This is a genomic window from Shewanella ulleungensis (assembly GCF_014648315.1).
GTDB lineage: Bacteria > Pseudomonadota > Gammaproteobacteria > Enterobacterales > Shewanellaceae > Shewanella > Shewanella ulleungensis.
On the sequence record NZ_BMQW01000006.1, the window covers coordinates 87,603 to 102,583 of the forward strand.

The window sequence follows — 14,981 nt, forward strand, 5'->3', positions numbered from 1 at the left end:
GAAGCGAATTATACGGTTTAATGAAATATTCACGCGTCTATATCAATAGTCTGGCTTATGAGCTAGCACCACAAATAGTGTCGAGTAGCGATTTAGAATCTCGCTTAGCACCGCTATATCAAAAGTTTCGTATTCCAATGGGGCAACTTGCCGCATTAACGGGTATTACTGAGCGCCGTTGGTGGCCCAAAGGCCATCGTTTATCAGACGGTGCAATTGCCGCTGCCCGTAAAGCAGTAAACGAAACTGGCATTAATGTCAGTGATCTAGGCGCAGTTGTTTATACCGGAGTGTGTCGTGACCAACACGAACCCGCTACCGCGTGCCGCATAGCTGCTGAACTTGGCGTGTCAAAAGATACGGCAATTTACGACATCAGTAACGCCTGTTTAGGGGTGTTGTCGGGTATTTTAGACATTGCTAACCGTATCGAGCTTGGGCAAATTAAAGCGGGGATGGTGGTGTCGTGCGAATCTGCACGAGACATCGTCGATGCCACAATTGACCACATGTTAGCCGAACCGACAATGCAAAACTTTGCCCAGTCATTGGCAACACTCACAGGAGGCTCAGGCGCTGTTGCCGTTATTCTAACCGATGGTAGCTTACCACTCACCACCACTCGTCAACATCAGTTACTTGGTGCCAGTCATTTGTCTGCGCCAGAACATCACCAATTGTGCCAATGGGGCTTACAAGAAGCAGGGCACTTATTGTATCGCGAGTTTATGCGTACCGACGCGGTTACCTTGCTTAAAGAAGGTGTCGAGCTTGCTAAACACACGTGGGAACACTTTTTAGAGCAACGCGACTGGGTTGTTGAGCAAGTTGACAAAGTGATTTGTCACCAAGTTGGCGCATCAAACCGCAGGCAAGTGCTTAATGCATTAAGCATTCCGCATGAGAAAGAGTATCCAACCTACCAAAAGCTTGGCAACATGGGGACAGTGTCGTTACCTGTTACCGCCGCCATCGCACACGATGAAGGTTTTTTACGTGTTGGCGACCAAGTCAGCTTTTTAGGCATAGGCAGTGGTTTAAACTGCATGATGTTAGGAATTAAATGGTAAGCCTTAGGCTGAATTTAATTTTTGCATATCATTATAAAAATAGTTAACAGGATGCATCATGCTAGACAACTTACTGCCATTTAAAAGTCATTATTTAGACCGTAACGGCAATAAACTGCACTACATCAATGAAGGCCAGGGCGAGCCAGTGGTTATGGTGCACGGTAATCCTAGTTGGAGTTACTACTACCGTAATTTAGTGAGCGCGTTGAGCGATCAGCATCAATGTATTGTGCCAGACCATATTGGTTGCGGCTTATCAGACAAGCCTGACGATCCACAATACGATTACACCTTGAAAAACCGTATTGATGACTTAGAAGCCTTACTTGACAGCTTAGATGTTAAACAAAACATCACCTTAGTGGTACACGACTGGGGCGGTATGATTGGAATGGGCTTTGCTGCTCGTCATCCTGATCGCATCAAACGTATAGTGTGTTTAAACACGGCAGCATTTCACTTACCCAAAACTAAGCCGTTTCCGTGGGCATTGTGGATTTGCCGCGAAACCTTACTCGGCACTTTGCTTGTACGTGGGTTAAATGCTTTTTCATCAGCGGCTTCGTACGTAGGTGTTAAACGCAAACCCATGTCTAAAGAAGTGCGTGAAGCTTATGTCGCACCATTTGATTCTTGGAAAAACCGTATTTCGACATTACGCTTTGTTCAAGACATTCCACTCAAACCTGGCGACAGAAACTACGACCTAGTGACGAGTATTGGCGATAGTTTAAGTCAATTTGCTGACGTACCCACGTTGATTTGTTTTGGTTTACAAGATTTTGTATTTGATAAGTATTTTTTAGAAGAATGGCGACAGCGAATGCCTCATGCAACGGTGCACGAGTTTGCTGACTGCGGTCATTACATTCTTGAAGATGCCAGCGACGAAGTGATTGGCTTAATTAAAGACTTCATCGAAAAAAATTAATTACACCCTAAAAGGCTCATTTGAGCCTTTTAGCTATTTAATCATCTAAAATTATCTATATGTTGGCGTACTTGTTAACCTGCATATATGCGTTATTCACATTAGCCCAAAATGAAGCCACATGACCAAAACCTCTACACTTGCTAATGCCAATATCTGTCAGCACCTTAAAACGGCGGCGCAAGCTATGCCTACCGGACTTGCTGTTGCTGTGCAACACGCTAAGCAGGGCCAGTTCAATTATCAAGAAATCGACTTTGCTACCTTACATCAACAATCAGACATGATTGCCAAAGGGCTTATTCAATACGGTATCAAGCGTGGCATGAAAGCCGTGTTAATGGTTACCCCAAGCATTGAGTTTTTCTCGTTAACATTTGCCTTGTTCAAAGCCGGGATCATTCCAATTTTAGTTGACCCAGGTATGGGCATCAAAAACCTTAAACAGTGTTTTGATGAATCGCAACCAGACGCTTTTATCGGTATCCCGAAAGCGCACATCGCCAGACGTGTACTGGGGTGGGGTAAAAGCAGTGTTAAACAGGTAATTAATGTCGGTGGTTCAGGCATTGAACGTTGGTTAACAAATGCCACAAGTTTAGAAACTATTACCGAAATAGGCCGAAATGAGGCTTATCCTTTTGAAATGGCCCTGCTAAAGCCAGATGATATGGCCGCTATTTTGTTTACCAGTGGTAGCACCGGCACTCCCAAAGGTGTGGTGTACAGTCATGCCATGTTTGAAGCGCAAATAAGCGCACTTAAACACGATTACGGTATCGCTCCTGGTGAGCGAGATTTAGCCACTTTCCCGCTGTTTTCATTATTTGGCCCAGCGCTTGGCATGGCATCGATTGTGCCAGACATGGATGCCAGTAAACCTATTACCGCAAACCCAGCCAATTTGTTTGCGGCAATCGAGCAATATCAATGTAGCAATATGTTTGTTAATCCAGCTTTGCTAGAGCGATTAGGTCAAGCTGGTGAGCAAACTCAGCATAAACTGACTAGCGTTAAGCGAGTGATATCAGCAGGCGCACCGGCAACGATTAGTTCTATTAAACGTTTTAGCCAAATGCTCAACCCACAAGTTGAAGTGCTTAACTCTTATGGTGCCACTGAATCGTTACCTATTAGCATGATTGGTAGTCATGCGTTGTTTGCGACCAGTGAACTGACCGATCAAGGTAAAGGCATATGTGTCGGCAAACCGATATCGTCGGTTAGTGTTGATATTATTGCCATTACAGATAAAGTCCAATCAGATTGGTCTGAAGTTAAAAAGCTTAGCGCAAATGAAATTGGCGAAATTGTTGTGAGCGGCCCAATGGTTAGCCAAGCCTATTATCAACGTCAACATGCTACTGAATTAGCTAAAATTAATCACGGTGAACATGTTAAACACCGCATGGGTGACGTGGGGTATTTAGACGATAACGGCTTATTATGGATGTGTGGTCGTAAAGGTCATATTGTTGATGCTACGCGTGGACAACAAAGAATTAAGCGTTTTTATACACTACCTTGTGAGCGGGCATTTAACACTCATCCACAAGTAAAACGCTCGGCTATTGTTGGTGTTAAGGTTGGCGATAATATCGTGCCGGTATTGTGCATTGAACTACAAAAAGACATTGTTTGCTCCACTTCAAAAACGCTATATAAAGAACTTTTAGCCATTGCAGAACAATACCCGCATACAGACGGAATAGGGCGTTTTTTAATTCATCCAGAATTCCCAGTAGATGTACGTCACAACGCCAAAATATTTAGAGAGAAACTTGCCCTTTGGGCACAAAAGCAGTGGAAAGAATAAGGCTCGTCTTAAAGTAAGCATAAGGTATTAATAATGAATCTGACAGATTTACATCCTCTTGAGCAAGCTGCGCTTAAGCAATTATCATTGTCGGTCAACAAAGTCTTTGTTACCGGAGCAGGCGGTTTTTTAGGATTGGCGATTTGTCAGCGCTTACTGGCTGCAGGAATTCAGGTCGTCGGTTTCGCCCGTGGAGATTATCCAAAACTCGTTGAACTGGGCGTCGATATGCGCCAAGGCGATATTAGCGATTACGATTGCGTTAAACACGCCATGCAAGGCTGTGACTTAGTATTTCATGTGGCCTCAAAAGCGGGTGTATGGGGCAGTAAGCAAAGTTATTATTCACCTAATGTTGATGGCGCAAACAATATAATTAATGCCTGTAAAGCGCTTAATATACAACGTTTAGTGTATACCAGTACTCCAAGCGTAACCTTTGCAGGGCGTGACGAAAACGGCATTAATGAGTCAGCACCTTACGCTGACACATACCTCAATTATTACGGCGAATCTAAAGCTATCGCAGAGCAACATGTGCTTGCTGTTAACTCCACTCAACTTCACACTACAGCTTTACGACCACATTTAATTTGGGGGCCAAACGATCCTCATCTTGTCCCAAGAGTGATTGAGCGAGCTAAAGCCGGACGACTAAAGCTAGTTGGCCATGAAGACAAACTGGTCGATACTATTTACGTTGATAACGCTGCTTATGCTCATGTTTTAGCGGCGTTAGATTTAGTCACTAATGCCAAGTGCGCAGGCAAAGCGTATTTTTTAAGCAACGATCAACCCATTACCATGGCTGATATGCTTAATCGTATTCTCGCCTGTGTTGATTTACCACCAGTAACCAAACGTGTTCCGGCTGTTGTTGCTTACGCTGCAGGTGTGGTACTTGAAACCGTATACGGTTTACTGAATAAATCGCAAGAACCCATCATGACGCGTTTTGTCGCAAGGCAACTCTCAACCAGCCATTACTTTGACATCAGCGCCGCTAAACAAGACTTAGGTTACCAACCACTGGTTAGCATAGATCAAGGTATGCAAAAGCTTAAGCAATCTCTATCAAGGTAATGCTCTTGTTACCATTCATATTCTGCTGGTACTAATAATATGGATATAACTGATTCAAACGATGTAAACAGCTGTTTGTAACATTGTTTTTACATCTTCTCGAGGGTTATTTTCCAGTAATCACTTGGTTATATTTTATTCCTCTGTATCTTAAATTCCGACCACCACAACAATAACCCCAAAGAGGGTAACAACATATAACAAGGTGGCGCAGGGAGAAGCAATGCAAAATAACAATCAGGGTAAATGGAACTTAGCAACTTTAGCCATTCACGGCGGACATCAACGCGAAGCCTTTGGCTCACTCACCACACCGTTATATCAAACTGCCACCTTTGTTTTTGACAATGCCGAACAAGGCGGGGCACGTTTTGCAGGCGAAGAACCGGGTTATATTTATACTCGTTTAGGCAACCCGACAACCGCAGAGCTTGAACGTAAAATGGCATTATTAGAAGGTGCTGAAGACGCAGCAGCAACAGCATCTGGCATGGCAGCTGTATCAAGTGCGCTGTTAACTCATTTGCACGCAGGTGATCATCTCGTTGCATCTAAAGCTGTTTATGGCTGTACGTTCGCCTTAATGACCACTCAGCTAACGCGTTTAGGCATTACGAGTACACTAGTCGACTTCACCGACATGAACGCAGTAGAGGCGGCAATCAAGCCAAACACCAAAGTGCTGTTTTGCGAAACTCCAGTCAATCCTCACCTACAAGTGTTTGACCTCACCGCCATGGCAAACGTTGCCAAAGCGCATAATCTCGTGTCGATAGTCGACAACACCTTTATGACACCACTATTGCAGCAACCGCTAGCGTTAGGCATCGACATGGTCATTCACAGTGCCACCAAGTATTTAAATGGCCACGGTGATGTTATCGCAGGTATTGTGTGCGGCAATGCAGAACACATGCACCGATTAAAATACGAAATATTAAAAGACTTTGGTGGCGTGATATCTCCACACGACGCATGGTTAATCTTACGTGGTTTAAAAACCCTAGACGTACGTTTAACTCGTCATTGTGACAACGCAGAAGTGTTAGCTGAATATTTAGATAAACACCCTAAATTCAGCCAGGTCTTTTACCCAGGCTTATCTCACCACCAAGGCCACCGCTTTGTTGGTAACCAAATGAAACGCGCCGGCGGCGTTATTGCATTTGAGTTAACAGGCGACAAGCAAGATGCCATCAACTTCGTTAATCGTGTAAAGCTATTTACCATCGCCGTAAGTTTAGGCGACGCCGAATCGCTAATCCAACACCCAGCATCCATGACACACTCACCCTACACCCCAGAGGCACGATTAGCCGCTGGTATCACCGATAACCTACTGCGAATCTCGGTTGGCTTAGAGAATGTAGAAGACCTGATTGCAGACATAGAACAAGCACTGCTGTAGATAAATGATACAAGCGGTACGTGAAAAGAAACACCTGGATCCCTGATACAAGCACTCAGGGATGACGGGCGGGTGAGGCCAAAATGCACATTTGCTTATTTACTACACAGCTACAACGCCCACTACTCCATCGTTTGCTCATTCGTATCCAGATGATGCCCACTACCACGTCTTTTGCTCATTCGTATACAAACAACGCCCACTATTACGTCGTTCCGGCAATGCTTTTGAGCCGGAATCCAGGTGTTTTCTTTTGCTTTTGTATTTAGTAATAGAATTCTGAGCTTTGTTAAGGATCAACGAAGCTCGCATTTAACTGCTATATTTTGAGATTACTTTAATTGAGTTAAGTGTTTATGGATAAGCAATCATATATTTACATCATGGCTAATCGGCCAAATGGCACGCTCTATATTGGAGTGACGTCTGATTTAATCAGACGAAATTGGGAGCATAAAAATGGCTTGTCTGATGGTTTTACTAAAGAGCATTCAATTAAAATGTTAGTTTACTACGAAGTATTTGATGACATCTATAATGCGATTACAAGAGAGAAACAGCTTAAAAATTGGAAGCGAGAATGGAAAATTAAATTAATTGAAAAGTTTAATCCACGCTGGGAAGATCTTGAAATTTAGATATTTAAGCGAGGCCAAAAGAAACACCTGGATCCCTGATACAAGCACTCAGGGATGACGGGCGACTGGGCCAAAATGCACATTTGCTTATTTAGTACACAGCTACAACGCCCACTACTCCATCGTTTGCCCATTCGTATACAAACTCCGTCCACTACCACGTCGTTCCGGCAATGCTTTTTAGCCGGAATCCAGGTGTTAATTTTTATTCTTTACACAAGGTCAAAAGAAACACCTGGATCCCTGATACAAGCACTCAGGGATGACGGGCTGGTAGGGCCAAAATGCACATTTGCTTATTTAATACACAGCTACAACGCCCACTACTCCATCGTTTGCCCATTCGTATACAAACTCCGTCCACTACCACGTCGTTCCGGCAATGCCGTTGAGCCGGAATCCAGGTGTTGATTTTTATTCTTTACACAAGGCCAAAAGAAACACCTGGATCCCTGATACGAGCACTCAGGGATGACGGGCGGGTGGGGCCAAAATGCACATTTGCTTATTTAGTACACAGCTACAACGCCCACTACAACGTCGTTCCGGCAATGCTTTTGAGCCGGAATCCAGGTGTTAGCTTTTCTGTTTTAAGGGCAAAGCCTAAAATACCAAGTGTCTTCAGCACTAGTAAACCTTATAAAACTGTCATTGAGTAAACCTAAGCTTCCAACTCAGCTATAATTTTTGGCAAGCTATTCATTGGAGAGATTATGAACAAGCAATCATATATCTACATAATGGCCAATAGGCCCAATGGCACACTCTATATTGGAGTGACGTCTGATTTAATCAGACGAAATTGGGAGCATAAAAAGGGCTTATCTGACGGATTTACTAAAGAACATTCAATTAAAATGTTAGTTTACTACGAAGTATTTGATGACATCTATAATGCGATTACAAGAGAGAAACAGCTTAAAAATTGGAAGCGAGAATGGAAAATTAAATTAATTGAAAAGTTTAATCCACGCTGGGAAGATCTTGAAATTTAGATATTTAAGCAATGTCAACAGCAACACCTGGATCCCTGATACAAGCACTCAGGGATGACGGGCGGGTGGGGCTAAACCTAGAACCTAGTACCTGATTTAAAGAAACAGTTGGAACCCTGATACAAGCACTCAGGAATGACGGGCGGGAGATGCTTACTGATGCATACCCACTACAAGGTTAGCAGGTAATGCTTGTCACTACTCCTTACAAACAACACCTACTATCACACCGTTAGCTCATTCGTATCCAAACACCGTCCACTAACACGTCGTTCCGGCAATGCTGTTGAGCCGGAATCCAGGTGTTGGCTTTACGTTTTTAATACTCAAGCGAGATCAACAGCAACACCTGGATCCCTGATACAAGCACTCAGGGATGCCGTGAGAGTAGGGCAACACCTGGCTCCCTGATACGAGCACTCAGGGATGACGTGAGAGTAGGACAACACCTGGATCCCTGATAGAAGCACTCAGGAATGACGGGCGGGAGATGCTTACTGATGCATACCACTACAAGGTTAGCAGGTAATGCTTGTCACTACTCCTTACAAACAACACCTACTATCACACCGTTAGCTCATTCGTATCCAAACAACGCCCACTACTACGTCGTTCCGGCAATGCTGTTGAGCCGGAATCCAGGTGTTGGCTTTACGTTTTTAATACTCAAGCGAGATCAACAGAAACACCTGGATCCCTGATACAAGCACTCAGGGATGACGTGAGAGTAGGACAACACCTGGATCCCTGATACAAGCAATCAGGGATGACGTGCGGGTAGGGCAACACCTGGATCCCTGATACAAGCACTCAGGGATGACGTGAGAGTAGGGCAACACCTGGATCCCTGATACGAGCACTCAGGGATGACGTGCGGGTAGGGCGACAGCTTCACCTAGAACCTAGTACCTTCTTTTACAAACACCCACAAAAAAGCCCAATTTAATGGGCTTTATTATTACTCAACACGCTAAAAAGCTTAGTTGCTAGAGATTGTTCCTGCACCGCCACCAGAACCGCCGCCAAAACCTGGGCCGCCTGGAGCAGGGGCTGCACCAAATGCGCCGCCAGCTGCGGTTTGTAACTCTTCAAGGTTAGCTGCAACAATAGCAGGATCTATACCGTTAGCAATCGCAATAGCTAAAATTTCATCTGGGCTCAAACCGGCAGCATAAGCAGCTTGAATGGCTTCAATAATTAATGCTTCATCACCATTCGCAGCAACAAATGCATTCGCTAACTGAGCTGATACATCAGATACGGGTGCATTCTGAGTGCTAGCGGTTAAAGTATCTTCAGCTGCAATCACACCAGCAGACATGCCGGTAGTCATTAATGCAGAAACTAATAACAGGGTTAATTTATTCTTACGCATTATGTTGCCTCGTGATTCAGTGAGTGGCTAAAGTTATTCAACTCCAATGCACTTGTCCATGTGTTTGTTGCATTAGCTGGAATGATTGTACTGAAATTCCGTACGGCATACAATCCATTCCCTTGCAAACCATCGATGTTCATGAGTGAAAAGTGTTCACCTATCATAGCTGACTCAACCTGAGGTGCGATGATTTTAATACCGATACCATGACAAATTTGAGTGATGGTTTGTACAAAAAAGCGTGTATCCGCCTCTGCAATATCACGTACGTAACTAGCATCAATCTTAATGTAATCAATGTTTAAGTTTCTAATATAACAAAACGAAGTCAAACTTGAACCAAAACGTTCAATCGCAATATCAATATCGAATTGTTTCGCCTGACGAATAAATCTTTCAGTCGACTCCAGAGAAAGCATCGCAGCAGATTCGTTAAATTCATACAAAAGTGGTGGAAGCGTTTTGTGCATTTTTTGATAAAGATCGAACAACCATTCAGTAAATACCGGATTATGTAACGCTCGGTTACTAATATTAATCGCTACTCGAGTATGTTCTATGTGTTGTAACTTATAAAAAATGAAGCACACAACAGCTTGTTCTAACTCTTGTAGAACACCAAGTCGTTCTGCCATTGCAAAAACATCCAGTGTCGATAACACTTCGCCTTCAACTTTAAAACGAACAAACGATTCTACATATAAAATTGACTGATTATTATCAACCACAGGTTGCAGCATTAAATCGAATATTTTGTCCAATGGGATACATTTAATGGCAAAGTCTTTGCTATTACAATGACTGATCTCATTTTTAAAGTATTCAGTAAACTGGGTTAAAATACCGACCCATTCTACGCGAGAATGGTTTTTTTTCATCATCTGCGCCGTGACTAATCCTTTATTATTTTCGGCATATTGATTATGCACAAGCTGGTGGTCTAAACGCTTCACCACTTCAGCAAAATCTTCCTGGTGATTAACTCGTGTAAGCGAGTGCTTAGCAAAACCATTATTAAATCGACTTGAACTCTCAATCATAATATTAGCGGCAATTTGTTCATCAATCTCTTTTGCTGCTTCTTCAGTTAACAAGCTTAAAAAAGCAAATTCTGAGCCGGAAATACGATAAAACGTGGCGTCCTGTAAAGCACTTATTTGTTTACTGAATAACTGTGCGCCAGACAAAATATAATCATCACCACTGCCATAACCTTCATTGTCGTTAACATGTTTTAAAGATGTCATAGACACCAGGCCTAAATAAAATCGATTACCATGCTGGTCGTACTCAGCTTGAATAGACTCAAAGCGTTTTAATAAAGCGCGGCGATTAGGTAATCCAGTATGTGGATCGATATACACTTCTTTTGACAAGGCTTCTGCTAGCTGGGTTTGTTCGTTAAACGATCGTTGAACGTTCTCAACCATACGATTAATTGCATTAACTACAGTTCGCAGTTCCGAGGTGAAAGGGTTAATTGAATTAATACTAAAGCGTTTTTGAATTACCGACTCAGCTTGTTTTTCTATGCTGCGCAGTGGATTTAACACTGCTTTCAAAATCAAATAAGCACAAATAAGAGCGATAAATAATTGTAATAGGGTAGTCACTAAACTGCTTAGCGCATGATCCCACAAACTTTTGTAAGACGTGCCAGCATGTGACTGCACCTCAAGTTGTCCAGCAATACGCCAGCCATCGCTGACTTCGCTGGTCATAACCGGTGGGTGCAAAGTAAACCAATCAATAAACCATTTCGGTACACCAAAGTTACCTTGTGGATTAGTGCGCTCAAATATCAGTTTGCCATCTAAATCGGTAAACGTAATATGTTGATAATAGCCCGAATCGAAAATCGCGTTAGTCATTGTTTCGGCAATAACTAAGCCTTCTTCATCCATATACGGTGAAATAGATAAACCTAAACTGTGAGCAGCTCCTTGCGCATGTGAGGCAAGTTGTTCATTTAGGTAAGTCCGCATATTAGCCACGTTGTTATAAAGCGCCGCTCCAAAGCTAAAAATAGATAAGCAGCTTATTAGCAGATATAACTGCAACCTTAATGATATTCCTTTAGTAAACATTGTCCTCGCCACCATCATTTGCTCCATGTCTCATCATCGGTTATTCACCGTTTTCAATTCTATTCACTAAATCGGTCCAACTTTTAGTACCACTGCTTGTGGGCTTAGTACTACCAAGACCTTGCGCTTTAGCTAACCATAAACCTTGGCCATTAAACGAATAAACTGGCTTTAAATCACGGCGTTGGTTGGCTGGTAATATTCTGGTTTTTAAATTATCTAGCACCAAAGGCATAGCCTTTGGATTATCAAAATAAATCAGTACCATATGCGGTTCATTTATCAACAATGCTCTCACATACATCAGGCGCATCTTACTTTCATCAACGCCCATAGCTTTTAACGTAAAATACTTAAAAATGGCAAAATCTTCACAATCCCCACCTTTAGTGCCTAATGACTCTATCGGTGTTGCCCAATAATCACCTTTACCCCAATGATCACTGTCGCTTGTAAAACGTATCCTGCGATTAGCAAATTGATTAGCTAAATATAATTTGTCGGAGTCACTTAAACCAAGGCCTTCATTAATTGTATCTCGCCAGTCTGTAAAGTCATCAACTCTGTTAGCACCATAACGTTGTTCAACAACCTTAAAAAAGTCTGCTGTAAATAATTCGTCAGTAATACTGGCAATACACACAGCCGAAAAAGCCACTGACATGACAAGCCAATGGCGATACTTACTTTTAAAAAGCCAAATGAGTTTAATAGGCAAATCCCACTGCAAATGGTACAGAATGTTAATTTTGTAATTTTTTTACGAAAAACAGTCTCCATCATAATCTAGTTAGCGGTTAAACGACAATATAATGACCATATGTTGTTGTATCAATGTGTTTAAAATGCAATCTAAGTCCAAAGTATTACCAGTAATGATTTTGTAAACATAACCTCATTCCTTGTTGTTAAATGCGGCAATATTGGCTGTGTCAATTTGTTGGCATAATAATTGTTAGATTAAAGTTAAAAGTCATGTGAATTAGCGTAACACAAGCAAGGCTTACGAGCGCATTACACAAATAAAATGATGATGTTGATTTCATTTGTTGTATTGGTGTATAGCTTAAATATTGGAAAGTAATATTTATACAATGACTTAGAGTGGTTTTTTTGTTGATGTTATCTAGGTGGATAAATTTTACAAAATTAAACCCACCTAAATGGATGTATTTTGCACTGCACAAATATAGTGCATAAAATCAATGTAAGTATCATTGCAGTGCGAACAAATTAACATCAAGCATAATGAAAGTAACACGACTTTCTATGTGTTTTATTTGTAAATTTGCAGAAAGGAATCGTCACTAAGATTCGATGGATTAATACAACTAAAGACGTAATCAACACATGATAGCGTTTAAATTGAACAAAACGACGAATAAATAGCACTTTATAAAAGATCGTCAAAAAACTGTCATTAACTTACCGTATACATTATAATTACCAAATCATTAAGAGGACTGACGTAAAACAGATAGTAGAAAAGGAACATTCATACAAGGCATGACGCCACCGAGAACTGTTGTATGGGAAGATAAATCTAGTGATTTAATCCCATTAGTTACCGATGCGATCTCATATCGTTGTTGTTTCCTATTTTGTCCAAAATACATTCTTTTAGGTGTGAAGCTCTCAATATCACCTAAATCTTAAATGTATTGCCAATATTGACGAGTTAAAGCGACATCCGCATAACTTATCACAGGCAAGCGAGCATAAGCCGCAGGACCCTTTCTACTGTTTCGTTCTGAAACGCCAAACATCCTTAAAAAGTAAAAAGTAAAAAGTAAAAAGTTAATAAGTAATAAGAACAATTTTACCGGTTTTACAGCAATCTAGAGGCTGCAATCTAGTGGCGGTAGCGTGCCTTTTTTTAGTAAAACACACGCAGACATCCCATAAACACTCCATGCTAGAATCTGAACCTAGAACCTAGAAATTGCATTTTCGCACGTCATCCCTGAATGCTTGTATCAGGGATCCAGGTGTTGCTTTAAAGGCTCATCATCCTCGAATACTTTTATCGGGGATCCAGGTGTTGCTTTATCTTTAGGCTTTTACCTAGAACCTAGCACCTCCTTCTACAAAATACGCATTAAAACCAATTTACGATCAACAGGAAGTTTACAAGATGAAAATTGCCATCGCAGGCACAGGCTATGTAGGCCTCTCTAACGCAATGTTACTAGCGCAACATAATGAAGTTATAGCGGTAGATATCATCGAGCAAAAGATTGCCATGCTAAATGATAAAGTCTCACCAATAGCCGACGTCGAAATCGAAGACTTCCTCGCCAACAAGCCATTAAACTTCAAAGCGACACTTGATAAACATGCCGCCTATAAAGATGCCGAATTCGTCATCATTGCAACACCTACAGACTACGACCCAAAAACTAACTACTTTAATACTTCATCAGTTGAGTCTGTTATTAACGATGTGATAAGCATTAACCCAAATGCAGTGATGATCATTAAGTCAACCGTACCAGTAGGCTACACAGAGCAAATCAAACTAAAGTTAAATTGTGCCAACATCATTTTTTCTCCAGAATTTTTACGCGAGGGCAAAGCACTACACGATAACCTATATCCATCGCGTATTATCGTTGGTGAACTAAGCGAACGAGCACAGACTTTTGCTAACCTGTTATTACAAGGTGCGATTAAGCAAGACATTGAGGTGTTGTTTACTCACTCAACTGAGGCGGAAGCGGTTAAGTTATTTTCAAACACTTACCTGGCACTTCGGGTCGCTTACTTTAACGAGCTAGACACCTACGCTGAAGCTCACGGACTAGACAGTAAACAAATTATCGACGGTGTGTGTTTAGACCCGCGAATAGGTAATCATTACAACAACCCATCGTTTGGCTATGGTGGATACTGCTTACCAAAAGATACTAAGCAATTACGTGCAAATTATGCAGACGTACCTAATAACTTAATTGGGGCCATTGTCGACGCTAACACCACCCGTAAAGACTTTATTGCTGAATCAATCCTAAAGCGTAATCCTAAAAAAGTGGGTATCTATCGTCTGATCATGAAGTCAGGCTCAGATAACTTTAGAGCATCAAGTATTCAAGGCATTATGAAGCGCATCAAGGCCAAAGGCGTTGAAGTTATTATTTATGAACCAGTACTAGAACAAGATGAATTCTTTAACTCGTTAGTATATCGAGACCTTGAACAGTTCAAAGCCGATGCTGATGTTATTGTGTCGAATAGAACCGCAGATGAGTTAAGTGATGTTGCGAATAAAGTCTATACCCGTGATTTGTTTGGTAATGATTAATTTATTTAAAAGAGTAAAAATGCCCGAGCTAAAAATAGCTAAAAATTAGTAACGTCAATTATAAACAGTATGACGGGGAGGTATTTAGTATGCGCGGTAAAAATAATATCAATGATGATATTAGCGCTTATTTTACTCCTAATATATTTAGCGTATAGGCTGTAATTCAGGTGTGATCATTTTTTTATGACGTCACCTTTAACACCTTGGTTTTATGAAATGATTTATATCCGTTATTAGTTATCTCCGTTGCGATAAGTTGTATTTTTAA

At 41.6% G+C, this 14,981-nt stretch carries 11 protein-coding genes; 8 read left to right on the forward strand and 3 right to left on the reverse strand.

Going from position 1 to position 14,981, the window contains the following annotated elements:
- Positions 1 to 20 precede the first annotated feature (20 nt).
- The 7 genes from IEY40_RS12625 (at position 21) to IEY40_RS12655 (ending at position 7,944) form a co-directional block, all read left to right on the forward strand.
- On the forward strand, positions 21 to 1,070 hold the full coding sequence (locus IEY40_RS12625) for a 3-oxoacyl-ACP synthase III (protein WP_188956712.1): 1,050 nt from the start codon (positions 21 to 23) through the stop codon (positions 1,068 to 1,070).
- Positions 1,071 to 1,128: 58 nt separating this feature from the next.
- Positions 1,129 to 2,004 (forward strand): alpha/beta fold hydrolase, encoded by an 876-nt coding sequence (locus IEY40_RS12630; RefSeq protein ID WP_188956713.1) that lies wholly within the window; start codon positions 1,129 to 1,131, stop codon positions 2,002 to 2,004.
- A gap of 121 nt (positions 2,005 to 2,125) precedes the next feature.
- Positions 2,126 to 3,820: an olefin beta-lactone synthetase gene (gene oleC / locus IEY40_RS12635; RefSeq protein ID WP_188956714.1), complete on the forward strand. Its 1,695-nt coding sequence runs from the start codon at positions 2,126 to 2,128 to the stop codon at positions 3,818 to 3,820.
- A gap of 33 nt (positions 3,821 to 3,853) precedes the next feature.
- Entirely contained in the window at positions 3,854 to 4,903 is a 1,050-nt protein-coding gene (gene oleD / locus IEY40_RS12640; RefSeq protein ID WP_188956716.1) for a 2-alkyl-3-oxoalkanoate reductase, read from the forward strand.
- Positions 4,904 to 5,126: 223 nt separating this feature from the next.
- The gene (gene megL / locus IEY40_RS12645; RefSeq protein WP_188956717.1) at positions 5,127 to 6,311 is read left to right on the forward strand and encodes a methionine gamma-lyase; all 1,185 of its coding nucleotides are present in this window, start codon (positions 5,127 to 5,129) and stop codon (positions 6,309 to 6,311) included.
- 356 nt (positions 6,312 to 6,667) lie between these two features.
- Entirely contained in the window at positions 6,668 to 6,949 is a 282-nt protein-coding gene (locus IEY40_RS12650) for a GIY-YIG nuclease family protein (protein ID WP_188956720.1), read from the forward strand.
- A gap of 713 nt (positions 6,950 to 7,662) precedes the next feature.
- Positions 7,663 to 7,944, forward strand: a complete 282-nt coding sequence (locus tag IEY40_RS12655; protein ID WP_188956722.1) for a GIY-YIG nuclease family protein — start codon at positions 7,663 to 7,665, stop codon at positions 7,942 to 7,944.
- Between the two features lie 979 nt (positions 7,945 to 8,923).
- Here IEY40_RS12655 and IEY40_RS12660 read toward each other — a convergent pair.
- Genes IEY40_RS12660 through IEY40_RS12670 form a run of 3 tightly spaced genes read right to left on the reverse strand, consistent with a single transcriptional unit; the run spans position 8,924 to position 12,073 of the window.
- A complete protein-coding gene (locus tag IEY40_RS12660) occupies positions 8,924 to 9,319 on the reverse strand; it encodes a hypothetical protein (RefSeq protein WP_188956723.1) in 396 nt (131 codons plus the stop codon).
- The gene (locus IEY40_RS12665; protein ID WP_308424503.1) at positions 9,319 to 11,436 is read right to left on the reverse strand and encodes a bifunctional diguanylate cyclase/phosphodiesterase; all 2,118 of its coding nucleotides are present in this window, start codon (positions 11,434 to 11,436) and stop codon (positions 9,319 to 9,321) included. Before IEY40_RS12665 ends, IEY40_RS12660 begins: the two co-directional genes overlap by 1 nt.
- Positions 11,437 to 11,449: 13 nt before the next feature.
- The gene (locus IEY40_RS12670) at positions 11,450 to 12,073 is read right to left on the reverse strand and encodes a transglutaminase-like cysteine peptidase (protein ID WP_229777096.1); all 624 of its coding nucleotides are present in this window, start codon (positions 12,071 to 12,073) and stop codon (positions 11,450 to 11,452) included.
- A 1,470-nt stretch (positions 12,074 to 13,543) separates the two neighbouring features.
- Between IEY40_RS12670 and IEY40_RS12675 the strand changes: the two genes are divergently transcribed.
- Positions 13,544 to 14,710 carry a nucleotide sugar dehydrogenase gene (locus IEY40_RS12675; protein ID WP_188956733.1) on the forward strand — a complete coding sequence of 389 codons (1,167 nt, stop codon included), beginning with the start codon at positions 13,544 to 13,546 and terminating at the stop codon, positions 14,708 to 14,710.
- Positions 14,711 to 14,981: the final 271 nt, after the last annotated feature.